Raw genomic sequence first — 18,811 nt, forward strand, 5'->3', positions numbered from 1 at the left:
CTTTTGTGCGTTGAAGAACGACAAAGATAGCATATTTTAATAAAAAACGAGGTGTGAAAAAGATTCAAATCATCAACGGGCCTAATCTGAATCTACTGGGCAAACGGGAGCCGGGAATCTACGGCGACGTCTCGTTCGAAGATTATCTGGAAGAATTGAGGGCTGCTTATCCGCAATGTGAGATTGCCTATTTCCAGAGTAATAGCGAAGGCGAACTGCTTGATAAGATTCATGAAACGGGCTTTGTGTGTGACGGTATTGTCCTTAATGCGGGCGCATATACGCACACGTCGATCGCGTTGCACGACGCGGTGAAGGCCATAACGGCTCCGGTTGTTGAGGTGCATATCTCGAATGTTTACGCGCGTGAGGAGTTTAGGCATCGCTCGTTCCTCTCGTCCGTATGCAAAGGGGTTATTCTCGGATTTGGAATGGATTCGTACCGATTAGCGGTGGAGGCGCTTAACAAATGATTAAACATACGAAAATAGTAGCGACGATCTCAGACCAGCGCTGTGACGTCGAGTTTATCCGTTCGCTCTACAAGGCGGGGATGAATGTGGTGCGGCTGAATACGGCGCACATGGATGAAGAAGGGTTGAATCGCGTGGTGATGAACACACGCATGGTCTCCGGGCGGATCGGGATTCTGATCGACACGAAAGGGCCGGAGATACGTACCACAAAAACGTTTGCTCCGATCGAGTTCAAAGCGGGCGAACAAGTGATGATGAAGGGATGTCCCGATACGGAGACAACGCACGATTGCATTTGCGTTTCGTATCCCGATTTCGTCAAAGACTTGTTGATCGGCAGCGGCATCCTGATCGACGATGGCGACTTGGAGTTAAAGGTGATTAAGAAAGAGGCCGACCGGCTTGTCTGTGAAGTGCAGAACAATGCGATATTGGGTAGCCGCAAGAGCATTAACGTGCCGGGGGTACGGATCAATCTTCCCTCGCTCACGGAAAGAGACAAAAAGAATATCGAATGGGCGATTGCCAATAAGCTTGATTTTATTGCCCATTCGTTTGTTCGGAATAAGAAAGACGTGTTGGCTGTGCAGCGTATTCTGGACGCCCACAAAAGTGGAATCAAGATTATTGCCAAGATCGAGAACCAGGAAGGCGTCGACAATATCGGCGAGATCCTTCAGGTAGCCTATGGCGTGATGATTGCGCGAGGCGATCTGGGTATCGAAGTGCCGGCCGAACGGATACCGGGCATCCAGCGGATGCTGATCCGTAAATGTGTGGAGGCGAGACGGCCGGTGATCGTGGCTACGCAGATGTTACACTCGATGATTAACAATCCGAGGCCGACGCGTGCCGAAGTGACCGACATCGCCAATGCGATTTATTACCGTACGGATGCGTTAATGCTCAGCGGAGAAACAGCCTATGGCAAGTATCCTGTCGAAGCGGTGCGGATGATGGCCAAAGTAGCGCGTGAAGCGGAAAAAACGAAACTTGCGGAAAACGATATCCGCATCCCGATCGAAGGAACCGAGATGGATGTGACGTCATTCCTTGCCGAGCAGGCAGTGAAATCGTCGGCCAAACTGGGAGTGCGTGCGATTATTTCAGACAGTTATACGGGTCGTACGGCACGTTATCTGGCTGCTTTTCGCGGACGTGCGGCCGTTTTTGCCATCTGTTACCGGCAGGAGGTGATGCGGATGCTTTCGCTCTCGTATGGTGTTTGGGCTGTATTCCAACCGTGGCAACCGAGCCGGCGCCAGTATTATTACGATGCCTTGAACCAGTTGATTACGAGCAGCATGCTTACTGAACAGGATAAGGTGGCTTACCTGAGTGGCAGCTTCGGAGAAGGTGGCGGTACGACCTTTCTCGAGATTAACGACGTGCACAAGGTACTTCAGGGAGGAGAGGAATACCAGCTACCGACGTTTTAATATCCGATACTACGGACGTGAGCATTGAAGATTATATTCTTGAACATAGCGACGCCGAGCCTCCCATGTTGGCGAGGCTCAACCGCGACGCTCATGTCAAACTGCTTCGTCCGCGGATGATCGCGGGGCCGTTGCAGGGCCGCGTATTGAAAATGTTTTGCCGCATGCTCCGTCCCAAACGAATCTTGGAGATCGGAACATACACGGGATATGCCACATTTTGTATGGCCGAAGGGATAGACGAGGATGCGGTCATTCATACGGTCGAGATCAACGATGAGATGGAACCGTTCTTCCGGCCCTATTTCGAGCAGTCGCCTGATAAAGAAAAGATACGTCCTCATTGGGGCGATATACGCGAAGTGCTTCCGATACTCGACGATACTTTCGACATGGTGTATATCGATGCCGATAAGCGCGACTATTGCATGTATTACGATATGGTTTTTCCTCTGGTGCGTTCGGGCGGACTGATTCTTGCCGATAATACGCTCTGGTCGGGTAAGGTCGTGGAGGAGAGGGCAACTTCGTCCGATACCCAGACTCAGGGGATTTTAGCCTTTAACGAAAAAATAAAGGCCGACGAGCGAGTTGAAAAAGTAATCCTCCCCCTGCGCGACGGCTTGACACTGATCTGGAAAAAATAATGGCTGGATGCTTACGAGTGTTATTCCTCAATCATGTTGGATAACAGAGGTATCGGTTGGTCTTGGAGTTGCGCAAATACAGTTGTTTTTTTGTAGGGTGGGTAATTTGTTAATTGAATTTCAAATGCTCATCTTTGCAAGATAAAAATCGAAAATTATGAGATTCATACACTTTACATTTTTGTTATTGCTCCTAACATGCGTTTACGGCCAAGCTCAGCAGACGAATTCATACAATCTGGATTTTGAAAAAGTCGAAGCCGGATTTCCTCAAGGTTGGTCCGGCTATGGCAGAGGCAAACCTTCCAACTACAAAATTTCCTTGGATTCCCTCCATACGAGATCGGGGAAGTATGCCGTTTCCATCGAATATGCTGGAGATAACCCGGATTCAGAAGTAGGAATCCTGTTTTTTGTACCGAATACTTATCAGGGAAAAAAGATCACATTGTCGGGATATATCAAAAACAAAGAGGTAACAGATGGATTTTCTTCTTTATGGATGGGCATTGATCATCCGGATGGGAAAAACTTTGTTGCGTCCGGCACTGTAAAAAATGTAAGCGAAACATCCGACTGGCAAAAATATGAACTCACGTTGGACATGAATCCGGCCAACACCCGACAGTTTATACTAAGCGTCTCTTTATCGGGTACCGGAAAGGTATGGTTCGATGATTTGAAGTTGACTGTAGACGGGAAGGACATAGAGGAGCTTACCCCTTACGAAATACCTCCTTTTGCCGCCGAAAGCGATGAGGAGTTCGACAAAGGCTCCATGATCGACTTTTCCGATCTCAATCAACAGAAGACAGACGACTTGGTTCTCTTGGGGAAAATATGGGGATTTCTGAAATATCATCATCCCGCCATCGCAAAAGGCGAATATAATTGGGACTACGAGCTCTTTCGTTTTCTCCCCGATTATTTACAAGCGGCTGATAACAAACAACGAGACCGTTTGATATCCGAGTGGATTGATAAACTCGGTTTTGTCCCGTTAAATACAATCGACCGCCCGGTTTTAGGGGAGGTATTTATAAAGCCCGATTTAACATGGGTCGAAAACAGCGATATGGACAACGGCTTGAAAGAGAAACTTCGGTATATCTATCAAAACAGGCATTACGGACATCATTATTACGTGCTGATCGAACATTTCGGAAGTCCGCTGTTTTTGCACGAAAACAAGTATGAGCAAATGTCCGTTCCCGATGCCGGATTCCGACTCTTGGCTTTGTATCGCTATTGGAATATGGTGCATTATTTTTATCCTTCCAAATATCTGACGGATAAAAATTGGGATGAAGTACTTGCTGAGTACATCCTATACTTTATGGATATAAACGATCGATTAGGATACGAACGGACTGTTTTGCGGATGATTGCGGAGATACGCGATTCGCATGCGGCTAACTTGCTCGAAGGAGGCGATGAAATATGGCGCTCAAGGGGCCGGTGGTATTCTCCGATAAAAGTCCGTTTTGCGGAAGACAAATTAGTCGCTTCGGGATATCGGGCGTTGAGAGACACGGTACTGACTACCGAAGCGGCGGATAGCGTGATGGGGCTGAAAAAGGGAGATATCATTACTCATATTGACGGAAAGCCGGTTCAGGCCATCGTCGACAGTTTACGCATGTATTTTCCGGCATCGAACGAGCCGACCCGATTGAAAAATATGGAGTTTGAGATGCTTCGATCCAATCGGTCTGTTATTCGATTAAACTATCTCTCATCGGGAGAAAGCCGGAAAAAAGGCATTCGTTTGCTGCATCCTTACTATATCGAATTTTATCCCAGCGATACGATTCGTCATGGATTGATAGGCAAAAGAAAAGACATCGGATTTATTCGGGATGAGATTTTAAGAGAGGAGGATGTTCCCGTCATCCGGAAGGTGTTTGCACATACGAAAGGGATTGTAATCGATCTTCGGTGTCGCCCGGCTACTCTTGCTGGTCGAACGTTAAGTTCATGGTTTGTCTCGTCTGAAACACCTTTCAGAAAATGCACGCGAGGAAATCCGAATCATCCCGGAGAGTTCTATTTCACGCCGTGCGATACGGTCTATCCGTTCAAAGGGCCTTCTTATAAAGGAAAAGTCGTTGTTCTTATCGATGAAAATACATTAAGTGAAGGAGAAGGTCAGGCTATGATGTTTCGAGCCGGGCAAAACACGGTGATCCTCGGTTGCCAAACGTCCGGAGCAGATGGTAGAGTATCGGATATTTTTCTTCCCGGTGGAATAAAAACATGGATTTCAGGCTATGGCGTTTATTATCCTGACGGAAGTCAGACCCAGCGTATCGGTATTGTTCCGGACATTGAAGTCAAGCCCACTGTAAAAGGACTTGCCGAAGGACGTGACGAACTGCTCGAAAAAGCGATTGAGGTGATTGAGAAGGAATAGGGCTTCGCGGTCTTGCGGTGTGGCATGGCTTTCGGGAAGCAATATCTGAGACGAGAATATCCGTTCTTGCCGGATGAGTTGAAATTTCTTTTTTTATCGTACCTTTGTCAGGTACTTCATAAGTAAGAGGGGGATCTGAACTTGGTTTTTGTGATTACAGGGGCGATGAGTGCTCTCTTTTAGGAACAAACAAGTCGTGATATATTTCATTTAAAAAGACAAGACATGGAAGGAACAAGGTTAAATAAAATCGGGAGGTTGCTGCAGAAAGAACTGGGCGACCTGTTTCAGAAACAGACGAAAGGGATGCCGGGCGCCCTCGTTTCGGTGAGTGCCGTGCGGGTAAGCGCGGATTTGAGCGTAGCTAAGGTGTTCCTGAGCATTTTCCCTTCGGAGAAGAGCCAGGCGCTGATGGAAGCCATCGAGGCAAATAAGAAGACGATCCGTTACGACCTCGGGCAGCGGGTGCGTCTCCAACTGCGGAGGATTCCGGAGCTCATTTTCTTCCTCGATGATTCGCTCGATTATGTGGATAACATCGACCATCTTTTAAAAAAATAGTTATCCGTTGAATCTTCCGTTTTTTATCGCTCGCCGTTATTTATTTGCGAAGAAGTCGCACAATGCCATCAACATCATCTCGATGATTTCGGTGTGCAGTGTGGCGGTCGCTACCGTTGCGCTTGTCTGTGTGCTGTCGGTCTATAACGGATTTAACGATTTGGTTGCGTCGATGTTCGGCAACTTTGATCCGGAGCTGAAAATTACACCGACAGAGGGAAAAGTGTTCGATCCCGACACGCCGGCGGTACGTCAAGTCAGGGAGTTGAAAGAGGTGGCGATGTGTACCGGGGTGTTGCAGGACCATGTGCTGGTACGCTATCAAGACCGTCAACAGGTTGCCGTGGCGAAAGGAGTAGAGGAAGTGTTTCACCGCATGGTCTCGATCGATACGGTGTTAGTCGACGGACGTTTCGTCTTGCAGGAAGGCGAGACATCGTACGGGGTGATGGGGATTGGTTTGGCTTCTTCGTTAGGAGTCAATGCCGCGTTTACGTCGCCGATGGAAATCTACGCTCCCAAGCGTGATGAACGGGTGAACATGGCTAATCCGGCCACCTCGTTTCAGATCGAATATGCGTTCATCGGTGGTGTCTTCTGCCTCAATCAGCCTTCGTACGACGAAAATTACCTGATTCTCCCCATCGGACTGATGCGTTCGATGCTTCGCTATGAGAAGGAGGTGTCGGCGTTAGAGTTAAAACTTGCCTCACAGGCCGACACGAAAGCCGTGCAGCAGGAGATTCGCACGATACTCGGCGACGGGTTCCGGGTGCAGAACCGCTATGAACAACAGGAAGCATCGTTTAAGATGATGCAGGTGGAGAAATGGATGACGTTCCTGATTCTGGCGTTTATCTTGACGATTGCTTTGTTTAACGTCGTCAGCTCGTTATCGATGCTGATGATCGAGAAAGAAGATGATGTGCGGATGCTGCGCAGTATGGGCGCGAACGACGGTCTGATACGTCGTATTTTCTTGACCGAAGGCTGCATGATCCCTGTACTGGGCGCGTTGGCGGGTATCGTGATCGGGGTGTTGCTTTGCCTGATTCAGCAACATTACGGCGTCATCAAGTTAGGTACTGCGGGGGCTTTTGTCAGCGACAATTACCCGGTACGGATTGCGCCGTGGGATATTTTGGCCATCTTCGTTACGGTGTTTGTGATAGGCGGCTTGTCGTCGTGGTATCCGGTGCGTTACCTTGGTGGCAAATGGTTGAAAAAAGGCACTTTGGCCTCATTCATTGCGCCGCTGTTGCTGTTGACGGCCTGCGGAGGACAAGGTACATCGCACGAACAGCGCCTGACGGTGACGATGGAGCCGCAGCGCTATTTCGTCGAACGCATTGCCGGTGATCACTGGGAGGTACATACGGTCGTGCCGCCCGGTCAAAGTCCGGAAACGTACGAACCGACGCCGCGCGAGATGATCGCCGTAGCCGAGAGCAAGGCGTATCTGCGTATCGGACGTATCGGTTTCGAGATGGCATGGATGCCGACGATTCAGGAGAATAATCCGCACTTGCGCGTTTTCGATTTGTCCGAAGGCGTTACATGGATAGAAGGTCAATGTGCTCACCATGACCATACACATGATCACGATCATGATCACCATCATCATGGTGGCATCGACCCGCATATCTGGAATGCTACACGAACGGCGCAGATCATTGCTCGTAATACGCTGGCAGCCTTGTGTGCGATGGATCCGGCACACGTGTCGGACTACGAAGCGAATTATCGTGCGTTATCGGCCGAAATCGATTCCACCGGGCGTATCTTGCACGCTATGCTCGATACGTTGTCGCATCGCGCATTCGTGATCTATCATCCGGCGCTGACTTATTTTGCCGATGAGTACGGGCTGACGCAGCTCTCGATCGAGGCTGACGGCAAAGAGCCCTCGGCCGCTTCGATGAAGGAACTTGTCGACGAGGCACGTGAAGCCGGTGTGCGAGTCGTGTTCGTGCAGCAGGAGTTCGACCGCAAGCATGCCGAGTCGTTGGCTGCTGAAATCGGGGCACGCATCGTAACCATCAATCCGTTGTCGGCCGATTGGAAGACGGAGATGCTTCGTATCGCGCAATCACTCGCAACCCCTTAACGGATACTACGTATGAACAAGTTACTTACCCTCGAACATATTACGGCTGCTTACGATACGAAAGTCGTCTTGCGCGATGTGGGGCTGACGGTATGGGAAAACGATTTCTTAGGCATCATCGGCCCGAACGGAGGCGGGAAAACAACCCTGCTCAAAGTCATCTTGCGACTGCTGAAGCCGGTAACGGGAACCGTTGCTTTTTATCGCGACGGCCAGCCCGTAGCGTCGTTGAACATCGGCTATCTTCCGCAGATCAACAAAATCGACAAGCGTTTTCCGATTTCAGTACGTGAAGTGATCGCTTCGGGGCTGATGGCACGGACGAGAGGTGTGCGTCGTCTTTCGACATCGCAGCGACAACGCATAGCTGAAGTGACTGCACAGATGGGATTAGAGGCTTTGAGCAAACGAGCGATCGGTGAACTGTCCGGTGGCGAATTGCAGCGGGTGATGTTGGGACGTGCCATCGTTTCGCGGCCTCAGATGCTAATCCTCGACGAACCGAATACGTACGTTGATCAGCAATTCGAGTCTAAGTTGTATGACTTGTTGCGCGAGATCAATCAAGATACGGCTGTCGTTCTCGTCTCGCACGATGTAGGCACGGTGCTCTCGCTGGTAAAGAACGTGGCTTGCGTGAACGAATCGCTGCATTATCATTCCGGTGCCGATGTCTCGGAAGAATGGATGGATGAAGTGTACCGTTGTCCGATCGAGCTGGTGGGGCATGGCGAATTGCCGCACCGTATTCTGAAGAGGCACGACTGAATCTTTTTGAAGCAATGATAACGGTCGGATGTCTCCGTGAACTTCGTGAAGATGTTTGATCACTGTCGAAAGCTTCTGCAAACTTCGTGAGGATGTTTGATCGCCATCAAAAGTTCCCACGTACTTCGTGAGGATATTTGATCGCCGTCGAAAGTTCCCGCGAACTTCGTGAGGATGTTTGATCGCCGTCGAAAGTCTCCGTGAACTTCGTGAGGATGTTTGATCGTCGTCGAAAGTTCCCACATACTTCGCGAAGATGTTTGATCGTCGTCGAAAGCCCCTGCAAACTTCGTGAGGATGTTTGATCGCCGTCGGACGTGCCGCAGCCGATGGAGGGTGCATACGGATTATCTGTTTTTTATTATCTTTGTCTGTCATTGACATAAACGGATAGAATAAAATGAAAACATTGGGCAATCTGATCTGGCTGATTTGCGGAGGCCTTCTCGCAGCCATCGAATACCTGCTTGCGAGCCTCCTGATGATGATCACGATTATCGGCATTCCATTTGGATTGCAAACACTTAAACTGGCCGGACTCATGTTGTGGCCGTTCGGGCGACGGGTGGTCGATCACGGCGGTTCGAGCGGTTGTCTGTCGGTCATCATGAATATCCTCTGGCTTTTTTTCGGCGGGTTAAGTATTTGCTTGACCCATCTGTTCTTTGGGATTCTGCTTTGCCTTACCCTGATCGGCATTCCTTTCGGGAAGCAGCATTTTAAGCTGGCCGGATTGGCATTGACCCCGTTCGGCAAGCACGTGGTATGATTTCCGTTTTTATTCGATCAGCCGGTAGCGGCCGCGTGCCGTCTCACGCGAGCACGCGTTGAAATGCCACCATTCGCTTTTAATGGTACGAAAGCCGGCCTCTTTCATGACTCGTCGCAGTAACCGACGATTTTCCAGCTCGCTTCGGGTGATTTTACCCGTCTGCACAAGCGCTTCTTCGTTGTCGGTATGAGCTTCCGATCCGAAGAAATCGTAAGGTGTACCCATGGGCAGCGGCTTCCCCGAAGCATCGACAATGGTCAGGTCGACGGCCATGCCGTAGTTGTGCAAGCCGCCTCCCTTGGCCGGATTAGACACGTAATAGGTCTTGTTTGTGCCGCGCACGAGGTTCCACATGATGCGTTGTACCGACATCGGGCGCGCGGCATCGTATACGAGTAACGCATAGCCCGGTTTTTCGCGTTGCAGGATCTGGTGCGCGCGGTGTAGCTTCTGTGCCGCGTCGGAGTGCAGCCATGCTTTGGTCATTCCTTGATAGACGCTGCGACCCATGAAATTATCGGATGTTGCATATTTGAGTTGTACACGGATAGCCGGAACACTTTCGCGTACATCGATGTATCCCGCCGCTTTTAGTCGAGCATCCAACGATTGGGCATGCAGGCTTGCCGGAAGCAGGGCGGATATTACCCATATAATGCGTAGAAGGAGAGAACGTCTATACATCATGATGATCGGATCGGTTTATCCCGGCAGAGCGACTTGCTCTACCGCATCGATGGTTTGTTTTAGGAAGAAGGAGGCCATACTCAAAAATCGTTCGGCCGATTCGGTAGTCTGAAATCGGCAGTGTGCTCCCCTACTCAGTCGCGCATCCATTTCGGGATGACGTGTCAGGTAATCTTTCAGACTCGCGGCTACATACTCTCCTTGCGGAAGAAGCGTGATGCCGGCCGGCAGATAATGGCGTATCTTATCGAGCAGCAACGGGTAGTGCGTGCAACCAAGAATGATCGTATCGATCTGTTCGTCTTTTGCCAGCAGACGGTCGATATGCTGCTTGACAAAGTAATCCGCTCCGGGCGAATCGAACTCGTTATTCTCGACTAACGGCACCCACATGGGGCACGCTTCGCCGACGACTGTGACGGACGGAAACAGCTTGGCCAGTTCTAACGCATACGATCGCGAAGCAATCGTGCCGGACGTTCCCAACACCCCGATATGTTTCGTCCGGCTGAGGCTTTCTACCACTTCCACCGTCGGCCGGATGACGCCGAGTACACGCCGTGTCGGTTCCTCCCACTGGGGCAGGTCGCGCTGTTGAATCGTTCGCAGGGCCTTGGCCGATGCCGTGTTGCATGCCAAAATAACGAGCGGACAGCCTTCATCAAACAGATGTTTCACCGCTTCGCGCGTGAACTGATAAACGACTTCGAACGAGCGAGGACCGTATGGCGCCCGCGCGTTATCGCCCAAATAAATGTAATCGTATTCGGGAAGCTCTTTCCGGATTTTCTCGAAGATGGTCAGGCCGCCGTAACCCGAATCAAAAATACCGATTGCTTTCATTCTTCTTATGAAAAAGGATGCCGTCCGCGCTACGGGCGAAGGCATCCTTTCCAATCTTATGATATGCTAACCTTAAAACCTTATTTAATTCCGAGTTTTGCTTTCACAAAATCGGTCGCGTCAATCGCGTTACTACCCTTGTAAAGTAATACTTGCGGGTTCAGGATGTAGGTGTATCCTTTTTCGTCGCCCACGGCCTTGATGGCGTCCTGCATCTTCTGCTGGATCGGAGCGTACAGTTCCTGTTGTTTCTTCTGCATTTCCTGCTGAGCTACCGGAACAAAGTTCTGAATACGTGTTTCCAAATCCTGAATTTCCTGCTGACGACGCAGCTTGATGTTTTCCGTCAACGAATCCTGCTGCGACATATATTCCGAATACTTCTTCGTGTATTCATCCTTCATCGTCGCAAATTCCTTTTCATACTGTTCGTTGAGTGTTGCCAGTTGTTTTTCGACTGCAGAAACTTCCGGCATGACATTGAAAATGTCGGCCGTGTTCACAATCGCGATTTTGTCCTGTGCGAATACTCCTAACGGAAGGAGCATAAAAATCAGCACTACTAACTTCTTCATTTCTCTATGATCTTTATAAAATTAAATATTTCGTTTTTCTCTAACAAGCGTCCAAAGGTACGGATTTATTTCGAATAACCCAATTTCATCAACACCTCGTTACTGATGTCGATTTTGGGCGAAGCGAAGATCACACTGCCGGCCGAAGCACGGTCAACGACCATCTGGTAGCCTTTGTCCGAAGCGATCTCTTTGACCGCATTGTAAATCTCGTCCTGAATCGGTTTCATCAGGCTCTCGCGTTTTTTATACAACTCGCCGTCGGCACCGAAATATTTCCGCTTCAGCTCTTGCGCCTGCTGCTCTTTTTTTACGATCTCTTCTTCGCGCTTCGTCTTCATCTCGGCCGAGAGGAAAACCAGATCGCTCTGATACGTCTTGTACATGTTCTGAGCCTCTTGCTGAATGGTCTCGATTTCGTTCTGCCACTTCTTCGAAAGCTGCGATAACTGTTCGTTCGTCATTTCATACGCCGGAATATTTTTCAGGATATATTCCATATCGACGAGTGCGAACTTTTGCGCCATCGATGCTACCGAGCATAACAGCGCCATGCTTATGAGCAAAATACTTTTTCTTTTCATAATCCTTATCCTTAAAAATGATCTGTTCCTATTGACTCTAAAACTTGTGGATGGTTTGATTCGTACGTTCTAAATTACGTTAAAATTCCTGCCCTAAGACAAAGTGGAAATGACTTCCGCCGGTTTTAGGATACCCGTAAGGCTTGTCGAATCCGTAAGCCCAGTCGATTCCCATCATCCCGATCATCGGGAGGAAGATACGTACACCGACACCGGCCGAGCGTTTCAGATCGAACGGATGGAAGTCTTTCACCGTGCCCCATGCGTTTCCGGCCTCCACAAAAGCCAGTCCGTAAATCGTCGACGACGGTTCCAGAATAAACGGATAACGCAACTCCATCGACAGGCGTGAATAAGCATAGCCATGAAGAACGTGTTCGTTTTGCCCGGCCAACGACATGTTGTCGTATCCGCGCAAGCCGATCATTTCTGTCGCATAATAGTTCGAATAACCGGTCATCCCGTCGCCACCAACCTGAAATGTTTCGAACGGCGAAATCTTGTTCTTGTTATAATAACCCAGAAAGCCGTATTCTACGCGCGACATCAAAACGGGCGTACGTTTCGGGCCGTTGTTATGCGGCAGCGGAGTGAGCGGGAAGAAGACCTTGCCTTGAAATTTCCATTTGTGATATTCGATGAGTTTATGCTTTTCGGCAGGATCGGCGATCTTCGCATAATCCTTACCGTCGAGAAGCGAATAAGGCGGAGTCAGCGATACGGAAGCCACGAACTGCGAACCATGACGCGTATAGAGTGGATTGTCGATAGAGCTGCGTTGCAGGCTCAGATCCACACTGACTTTGTGGGAAACGCCGTTTGTGATAAGAAAGGAACGATCCCAGTTTTTCAGGCTGTACAACTGATAATTCAATGTCAGCATCGCGTAGAAATAATCGTCCGGCCAGTTCAGGCGCTTTCCAAATCCGAAATTCACCCCGACCATTTGCATATATTTATCGGGGTCATAAGCCGATTCATAGAAACCGGATCCGCCGTCGCCGTAATATCCCGAACGGCCGTAATACCCGCCACCCATCAGCAGTGGGTTATAACTTGAGATACGATCATTCAGGTAACGACTGTTGAAGTCGGTAAACTTCGAATAATAGGCACTCGCCGAGAACGTGTTGGGACGCTTGCCTCCAAACCACGGGTCGAGGAAAGAGATGCTGTACGACTGGAAATATTTACCGCTTGTCTGTCCGCTGATGGTGAACGTTTGTCCTTCGCCTTGCGGAATGATGCCGCGATAGGTGCCCGGATTGAACAGATTCTTCATCGAGAAGTTATTGAATTTCAAACTCAGTCTTCCCAGAAGCCCTGTCGGGCCCCATCCGGCCGAGAACTCGACCTGATCGTTTGCTTTCGAAACGAGGTTATAACGGATGTCTACCGTTCCGTTCTCCGCATTGGGAATCGGCTCGGGATTCATCTTTTCCGGATCAAAATGCTGCGTTTGCGCAAGCTCACGCACCGAACGCATCAGGTCTTCGCGGCTGAAGAGTTGTCCCGGCTTGGTGCGTAACTCACGGCGGATGTTATTCTCATACAGGCGGTCGTTTCCGTTGATGATGATCTTGTTGATCGTCGCCTGCGGCCCTTCCTGAATACGGATTTCGAGCGAAATGGAGTCGTTATCGACTTCTACTTCCACCGGGTCGGCATAGAAGAAGAGATAGCCGTTGTTATAATACACGTTCGAAACGGCGTCGTCGTCAGACTGCAAACGCTCTTGCAGTTTCTTTTGATTGTAGACGTCGCCGGCTTTCATGTTCAGCAGGGTAGCCAATTGCTCGGTCGGATATTTGGTGTTCCCTACAAACTGGATATCTTTGAGATAGTATTTGTTTCCTTCGTCGATCGTCAGATAAATGTCTACATGCTTATCGCTGATGGTCACAATACTGTCAGACACGATCGTTGCGTCGCGGTAGCCGAACTCATTATATTTGTCGATCAGGTTCTTTTTATCGTTTTCATATTCTTCGCTCGTGAATTTCTTCGTGCTGAAAAGTTCTATCCAGCTAAGCTTAAATCGCTTGGATAGATCGAACTTCTCGTTCGTTTTCTTCATGGCTTTCTTCAAGGTGAAATCCGAAACGGCATCGTTGCCTATGAGATGAATTTCCTGTATTTTCGTTTTTTGGTTCTTGTCGATATTGACTTCAAGTATGACTTCGCCTTCTTTCGACACATCGCTACGCTGTACCATGTCGACCTCGATGTTTTTGAAGCCCTTGGCATCGAAGTATTTCTTGATGAGCGTCTCCGCGCGGTCCAAGACATTCGGCGTGATCTGGTGCCCTTTACGTAAGCCGAGTTTGACTTCCAGATCTTCACGCTCGCTTTTCTTCACGCCGTTGTAATGAATTTCGGCAATACGCGGACGCTGTTTCAGGCGAATCTCCAACCAAACTTTGTTATCCTCCACACGAGTGGCCAGAATTTTTACATCCGAGAACAGTCCGTGTTTCCAAAAGCGCTTAACGGCACCCGTTATTTCATCGCCCGGAATCGACACCTCGTCTCCGACAGACAAGCCGGAGAAGCCGATCAGCACGAAATCGTCATAGTTCCTCGCGCCCGTCACCTGAATGCCGGCAATCGTATAACGTTTCGGAGTGAGTGAATAAGAGATGGAAGGCACTTCACCCTGTGTTACGGTATCTTTCGCCTCCGACGGAATCAGATCCGAGAGTACGGTACCGTTTACTTGTGCCGTACCTCCCCAAACTGTCATGCCCAACAGGGCGGTCACTATCAAGCGTATTTTTTTATGCATACACATCATTCGTTATGATTGGTTTAATTGATCACTTGTCTTGCCAAAGCGCCGTTCGCGCTGTTGGTAAGACCGGATGGCCTGATATAATTCTTCTTCTCTGAAATCAGGCCAATATATATCGGTAAAATAAAGTTCGGCATACGATAATTGCCACAGCAGAAAATTGCTGATGCGTTGTTCTCCTCCCGTACGAATCAATAAATCCGGATCGGGTAGATCGCGTGTAGTCAGACGGCTTGCGAGAAGTTCTTCCGTCACCTCTTCGGCACGAAGTTGTCCGCGAGCGGCCTCTTCGGTCAGTGCTTTTACAGCGTGCAAAATCTCCCAGCGCGACGAATAGCTCAAGGCCAGTACTAAGGTGGTACCGGTATTGACCGACGTCTGAAGCAGACACTCATCGAGTGTTGTCCGTACCTCGTGGGGCAGACGATCCAAGTCGCCGATAGCCATCAAGCGCACGTTGTTCTTCATCAAGTCCGGTGTCTCCCGGTGAATGGCTGCTACCATGAGCCCCATCAGCGCATGCACTTCGGATTCGGGACGCTTCCAGTTTTCCGTAGAAAACGTGTAGACCGTCAGGTAGCGTAGTCCGAGGGTTGTCGCCGCTTCCACCACCTTACGCACGGATACGACCCCTTCGCGGTGGCCTTCGCTTCGGTCTTTCCCGCGCTCTTTCGCCCACCGGCCGTTCCCGTCCATAATAATTGCCACGTGCTGTGGCAAACGGTCTCTGTCGATCTGTTCTATCACTGACATCTTTTCTTTTTCCGTCTAATGTTTCGATAATCCCATCAGTGCATCAATGCCTTTGGCGCTGTTGCATTTCCGGTTGCGTGGACCGAAATCCCACGTTAAGAACAGGGTCATGAGTGTATACCAATCCTGATTCTTCATCACACTGCTCTCTATCTTGTAAGGAGCGTTCAGCTCCTTGTTGTCTAATCCGTCGCCGAACAACTTACGGACGGATATTTCCAGTCCGACGTTGACCCGGTTCTTCATTTTATATTTCACACCTGCGCCGATCGGGATGTTCAGGCTCGCGAACGTATCGCCGCTTCCGGTGGCAACCGTTCCACCCATACCGAATAGCAAATAAGGCGCGATCCGTTTCGTGTTTAAGTACGGAAACTTATCGCTGTAAGGAAAGAAATTGAACTCGAACTGACCTCCCAGATCGAGTACGTTCCGTGAGAATGACGTCTGTAATCCGTTCGGAAAGACGTTGTCGAGTCCGTTCGTACTACCGGATAGCTGCGCCCAAGTCAGGTTCCCTTTGAAAGCGACTCGAAAATTCGCGTTATACCGGAACATCATTCCGATCGACGGATTGAGTCCTTTCAGCACGGTATTTTTATTGGCGTCGCCCATATAAAACGCGCCACCACCCATCCCTCCGATTTCGTATCTGTATTCCTGTGCATACAACGTCGCTATCGGAACGGTGAGCAGAAAGACGGTTAGCCAGCGTCGAAAAAAAGTGATTGACATTTCTTTTATTATTACAGTCATTACCTTTCTTTCTAACGTGAGAAACCGTGCAAAATTATCTTTCGTACTTCATTCCTTGAAGCCTAAACGGTTTATACGTCCATGCCACAACTCGTCGAGCACAGCGCGATCATGCTTTTCTTTTCCGCCGAAAAGCAGCATGTAGTTATCTTTGTCTACCAGCAACGAAGCATAGCCTCGCGGTTGGAAAGTTTCAGGCAGTACGATCAGTTTATTGACCAGTGTCCACGACAAGCCTCTGTTTGTCGAACGGTAGATTTTCCGAGAGGCTGTCTTTGAGGCATTGAAACCGCCGATCAGGTAAATCTGATTGTCGTAGAACGTAACGGCCGCACCTTCGCATGCCTCCAAGCGTGCCGTGGCCGAATGGTTCAGGCTTACCCACGTCAGACCGTCGGTCGTCTCCCACGAGCGATTACTTAACTCGCCGTTTCGTTTTTTTCCGGCGATAACGAGCAGGTGCCGGTAGAAAACCGCCTCATAGCCGGCTATTCCGAATCCTTCAATCGGGAAATCTTCCGGCATCATCCGGCCGGTCGTCCACTTTCCTTTGGTATTCATCGACGCGAAATGCCACGAGTCTCCGTTCTTCACGATGGCAGCCAATGCAGACGGACGCGATGATTGCGCCACCGAATCGACAACGCCCAGCAAAGCTTTCACCTCCGGGGCACCGTTGACGACGGTCCAGTCCGTGCAGTTATCCGAGCGGTACAACAATCCATCTGAAGCCGGCGCGTAAAGAGTCTCTCCGTAGGCGGTTATTTGACTTAGAACAAGTGTTTTTCCGGAAAGGCCGTTCAGCGAGGAGGACACCCATGTCTTGGCGTCATCCGACTGATAGAGCTGGTAATCTCCGGACTTGCGAACAAACATCCGGTACTTGCCTTTCCACTCCAGCACGCGTTGTTCCTCTCTCTCTTCGCCCAGCAGTTTCTCCGTCCGCAACCATGTCATCGAGTCCGGTTTTTGCTGATGGATATTTAATTTGGCCGTATACGTTTTTACGGATTTACCGTTGTAAGAATAGACATCGAAGCGGACGGATTTCGAAAAGTCGAGTGAATCTCTTCCGTCCCAGTTCTTTCTTTCCTTGGTCGTTTCCTGATACACTTCGACGGCCGAAGGAGGTGGTCCGTCATATCCCACAGTGCAAACGACTTTGCGGTTAATGACGGTTCCGTAAGGCATGGAGTCCCGGTTGAAAATTTCGCCGTTCAGCTGGTCGATGGTAAAGACTACCTGTTCCAAGCCGCGAATGGAGTCGTTTTTCAACGAAAAAGAAGCGATCTGACAGTTGTCCTGCATCCAGTCGACTACTTCGAGTTCTTTATTATTCAAGCAAGAAGACAACAAAAGAGCCGCCATGCCTGCGGCTATTCCTGATTGTAACCTGTTCTTTTTCATTGATACAATATATTACGCTGTAAAATTAGAGCACAAAAGTAGAAATTTTTTTTCTTTGCCGCCTATATCGGGTCAGTTTTATATAATTTTAGTGTCCCTGTCAGGGATTTGTTTAGAAATGCTTATGCGTGAATATCGCCAGCGTATGGGGCATGCCATTACCCGAACGTATGGATTGTTCTGCTTTCCATACGGCACCGTCGGCCGTCCGGATATCGGCCGCCTTTACACCGCTTCCGAGCACGGCGGGCGTCGTTTCGATCCGTGCTTCGTCCCACAATCCCAGCTCCATAAAACGACGATGCAGCAAAGCGCCCCCTTCGACGAGCAAGGACTGAATGTGCTTCTCATGGAGCGACTGCAATATTTGCGGAATAATCGGTCCCGTCAGGTCGAGTGGCAGATATTCGGTTTGTCCTTCTACGCCGCTTTTTTTTGCGTTATAGAGGAACGTTCGCACGGAACCGTCGAACAAGGTAGCGGAGGTTGGGACGCGCAAGGTGCGGTCGGACAAGACACGGACGGGATGCTTTCCCGCCCAATGGCGTACGGTCAGCGAAGGATTGTCGAGGTAAGCCGTATGGGTACCGACCATGATGGCGTCGACCTCGGAGCGGAGCTTATGCACCATGCGTACCGTGGCCGCACACGACAGACGCGCAGCCGGTACGGAGGCGTCCGTCCGAAGACGGTCGAGGAATCCGTCGGCGCTTTGTGCCCATTTTAGAATGACATAGGGGCGACGTTGCGTCTGTGCAGTCATAAAAAAGCGGTTCAGGTAAAGGGCTTCGTTTTCCAGCACGCCTGTTTTTACGTCGACCCCTGCTTCTTTGAGTCTTCGGACACCTCGCCCCGAAACGGCCGGGAACGGATCGATGCAGGCGATGACCACGCGAGGAATCCGCTTGCGGATAATCAGTTCGGTGCAGGGTAGTGTTTTGCCGTGATGCGAGCAAGGCTCCAGATTGACGTAGAGCGTAGAGTCGCTCAGCAATGTCTCGTCGCGAACCGAAGCGATCGCATGTACTTCGGCGTGGGCTCCGCCGAACTGCCGGTGATACCCTTCGCCGATGATGCGTCCGCGGTGCACCACCACCGCGCCGACCATCGGATTCGGCGCTACCATACCTGCTCCGGCGGCTGCCAGCGTCAGGCAGCGTGCCATGTATTTCTCGTCTGTATCCATCGGATGTGTCAAAAATTCCGTACTTTTGTCATCTGTTTGATATGGT

At 49.9% G+C, this 18,811-nt stretch carries 16 protein-coding genes and 2 pseudogenes; 9 read left to right on the forward strand and 9 right to left on the reverse strand.

All coding sequences use genetic code 11. The annotated features are described in order from the left end of the window. Positions 1–53 precede the first annotated feature (53 nt). The 9 genes and pseudogenes from aroQ to EII41_RS03620 all read left to right on the forward strand — a co-directional run bounded on the left by aroQ (position 54) and on the right by EII41_RS03620 (position 9,180). Positions 54–473 carry a type II 3-dehydroquinate dehydratase gene (gene aroQ / locus EII41_RS03585; protein WP_124789463.1) on the forward strand — a complete coding sequence of 140 codons (420 nt, stop codon included), beginning with the start codon at positions 54–56 and terminating at the stop codon, positions 471–473. Then, entirely contained in the window at positions 470–1,915 is a 1,446-nt protein-coding gene (gene pyk, locus EII41_RS03590) for a pyruvate kinase (RefSeq protein WP_124789464.1), read from the forward strand. The genes aroQ and pyk overlap by 4 nt, the downstream gene beginning before the upstream one ends. A gap of 17 nt (positions 1,916–1,932) precedes the next feature. Beyond that, the gene (locus EII41_RS03595) at positions 1,933–2,562 is read left to right on the forward strand and encodes an O-methyltransferase (RefSeq protein ID WP_124789465.1); all 630 of its coding nucleotides are present in this window, start codon (positions 1,933–1,935) and stop codon (positions 2,560–2,562) included. 157 nt (positions 2,563–2,719) lie between these two features. Further along, on the forward strand, positions 2,720–4,975 hold the full coding sequence (locus EII41_RS03600) for a S41 family peptidase (protein ID WP_124789466.1): 2,256 nt from the start codon (positions 2,720–2,722) through the stop codon (positions 4,973–4,975). A 225-nt stretch (positions 4,976–5,200) separates the two neighbouring features. Beyond that, the gene (rbfA, locus tag EII41_RS03605) at positions 5,201–5,536 is read left to right on the forward strand and encodes a 30S ribosome-binding factor RbfA (protein WP_124789467.1); all 336 of its coding nucleotides are present in this window, start codon (positions 5,201–5,203) and stop codon (positions 5,534–5,536) included. Between the two features lie 7 nt (positions 5,537–5,543). Continuing rightward, a pseudogene (locus EII41_RS14505) lies at positions 5,544–6,761 on the forward strand (FtsX-like permease family protein); the annotation flags it as partial. Between the two features lie 99 nt (positions 6,762–6,860). Then, positions 6,861–7,643 (forward strand): annotated as a pseudogene (locus EII41_RS14510) (metal ABC transporter solute-binding protein, Zn/Mn family); the annotation flags it as partial. Positions 7,644–7,655: 12 nt separating this feature from the next. Beyond that, entirely contained in the window at positions 7,656–8,411 is a 756-nt protein-coding gene (locus tag EII41_RS03615; protein WP_124789469.1) for a metal ABC transporter ATP-binding protein, read from the forward strand. Between the two features lie 400 nt (positions 8,412–8,811). Further along, the gene (locus tag EII41_RS03620; protein ID WP_124750818.1) at positions 8,812–9,180 is read left to right on the forward strand and encodes a YccF domain-containing protein; all 369 of its coding nucleotides are present in this window, start codon (positions 8,812–8,814) and stop codon (positions 9,178–9,180) included. Between the two features lie 9 nt (positions 9,181–9,189). Here EII41_RS03620 and EII41_RS03625 read toward each other — a convergent pair whose 3' ends face one another. The 9 genes from EII41_RS03625 to ribD all read right to left on the reverse strand — a co-directional run bounded on the left by EII41_RS03625 (position 9,190) and on the right by ribD (position 18,765). After that, positions 9,190–9,870: a M15 family metallopeptidase gene (locus EII41_RS03625; RefSeq protein ID WP_260425466.1), complete on the reverse strand. Its 681-nt coding sequence runs from the start codon at positions 9,868–9,870 to the stop codon at positions 9,190–9,192. A gap of 15 nt (positions 9,871–9,885) precedes the next feature. After that, positions 9,886–10,713, reverse strand: a complete 828-nt coding sequence (gene murI, locus EII41_RS03630; protein WP_124789470.1) for a glutamate racemase — start codon at positions 10,711–10,713, stop codon at positions 9,886–9,888. Between the two features lie 80 nt (positions 10,714–10,793). Then, a complete protein-coding gene (locus EII41_RS03635) occupies positions 10,794–11,288 on the reverse strand; it encodes an OmpH family outer membrane protein (RefSeq protein ID WP_124789471.1) in 495 nt (164 codons plus the stop codon). A 65-nt stretch (positions 11,289–11,353) separates the two neighbouring features. Next, on the reverse strand, positions 11,354–11,872 hold the full coding sequence (locus EII41_RS03640) for an OmpH family outer membrane protein (protein ID WP_124750821.1): 519 nt from the start codon (positions 11,870–11,872) through the stop codon (positions 11,354–11,356). A 79-nt stretch (positions 11,873–11,951) separates the two neighbouring features. Then, on the reverse strand, positions 11,952–14,615 hold the full coding sequence (bamA, locus tag EII41_RS03645) for an outer membrane protein assembly factor BamA (RefSeq protein WP_411292574.1): 2,664 nt from the start codon (positions 14,613–14,615) through the stop codon (positions 11,952–11,954). Between the two features lie 54 nt (positions 14,616–14,669). Beyond that, the gene (locus EII41_RS03650) at positions 14,670–15,416 is read right to left on the reverse strand and encodes an isoprenyl transferase (RefSeq protein ID WP_124789472.1); all 747 of its coding nucleotides are present in this window, start codon (positions 15,414–15,416) and stop codon (positions 14,670–14,672) included. Positions 15,417–15,431: 15 nt separating this feature from the next. Continuing rightward, complete coding sequence (locus EII41_RS03655; protein ID WP_124750824.1) at positions 15,432–16,151, reverse strand: DUF6089 family protein; 720 nt, start codon at positions 16,149–16,151, stop codon at positions 15,432–15,434. A 69-nt stretch (positions 16,152–16,220) separates the two neighbouring features. Next, the gene (locus EII41_RS03660; RefSeq protein WP_124789473.1) at positions 16,221–17,579 is read right to left on the reverse strand and encodes a DUF6242 domain-containing protein; all 1,359 of its coding nucleotides are present in this window, start codon (positions 17,577–17,579) and stop codon (positions 16,221–16,223) included. Between the two features lie 112 nt (positions 17,580–17,691). Further along, positions 17,692–18,765 carry a bifunctional diaminohydroxyphosphoribosylaminopyrimidine deaminase/5-amino-6-(5-phosphoribosylamino)uracil reductase RibD gene (ribD, locus tag EII41_RS03665; protein ID WP_124789474.1) on the reverse strand — a complete coding sequence of 358 codons (1,074 nt, stop codon included), beginning with the start codon at positions 18,763–18,765 and terminating at the stop codon, positions 17,692–17,694. Positions 18,766–18,811 lie beyond the last annotated feature (46 nt).

Origin of the sequence: Tannerella forsythia, from assembly GCF_003860135.1 — a bacterium.
GTDB classification, from domain to species: Bacteria; Bacteroidota; Bacteroidia; order Bacteroidales; family Tannerellaceae; genus Tannerella; species Tannerella forsythia_A.

What these genes read in the sequence shown, in the direction of transcription:
- rbfA (WP_124789467.1), top strand. Translation starts at nt 5,201, where the DNA reads ATGGAAGGAACAAGGTTAAATAAAATCGGGAGGTTGCTGCAGAAAGAA.
- EII41_RS03650 (WP_124789472.1), bottom strand. Translation starts at nt 15,416, where the DNA reads ATGTCAGTGATAGAACAGATCGACAGAGACCGTTTGCCACAGCACGTG.
- EII41_RS03640 (WP_124750821.1), bottom strand. Translation starts at nt 11,872, where the DNA reads ATGAAAAGAAAAAGTATTTTGCTCATAAGCATGGCGCTGTTATGCTCG.
- EII41_RS03655 (WP_124750824.1), bottom strand. Translation starts at nt 16,151, where the DNA reads ATGTCAATCACTTTTTTTCGACGCTGGCTAACCGTCTTTCTGCTCACC.
- EII41_RS03625 (WP_260425466.1), bottom strand. Translation starts at nt 9,870, where the DNA reads ATGATGTATAGACGTTCTCTCCTTCTACGCATTATATGGGTAATATCC.
- ribD (WP_124789474.1), bottom strand. Translation starts at nt 18,765, where the DNA reads ATGGATACAGACGAGAAATACATGGCACGCTGCCTGACGCTGGCAGCC.
- EII41_RS03660 (WP_124789473.1), bottom strand. Translation starts at nt 17,579, where the DNA reads ATGAAAAAGAACAGGTTACAATCAGGAATAGCCGCAGGCATGGCGGCT.
- bamA (WP_411292574.1), bottom strand. Translation starts at nt 14,615, where the DNA reads ATGACAGTTTGGGGAGGTACGGCACAAGTAAACGGTACCGTACTCTCG.
- pyk (WP_124789464.1), top strand. Translation starts at nt 470, where the DNA reads ATGATTAAACATACGAAAATAGTAGCGACGATCTCAGACCAGCGCTGT.
- EII41_RS03620 (WP_124750818.1), top strand. Translation starts at nt 8,812, where the DNA reads ATGAAAACATTGGGCAATCTGATCTGGCTGATTTGCGGAGGCCTTCTC.
- EII41_RS03615 (WP_124789469.1), top strand. Translation starts at nt 7,656, where the DNA reads ATGAACAAGTTACTTACCCTCGAACATATTACGGCTGCTTACGATACG.
- EII41_RS03600 (WP_124789466.1), top strand. Translation starts at nt 2,720, where the DNA reads ATGAGATTCATACACTTTACATTTTTGTTATTGCTCCTAACATGCGTT.
- murI (WP_124789470.1), bottom strand. Translation starts at nt 10,713, where the DNA reads ATGAAAGCAATCGGTATTTTTGATTCGGGTTACGGCGGCCTGACCATC.
- EII41_RS03635 (WP_124789471.1), bottom strand. Translation starts at nt 11,288, where the DNA reads ATGAAGAAGTTAGTAGTGCTGATTTTTATGCTCCTTCCGTTAGGAGTA.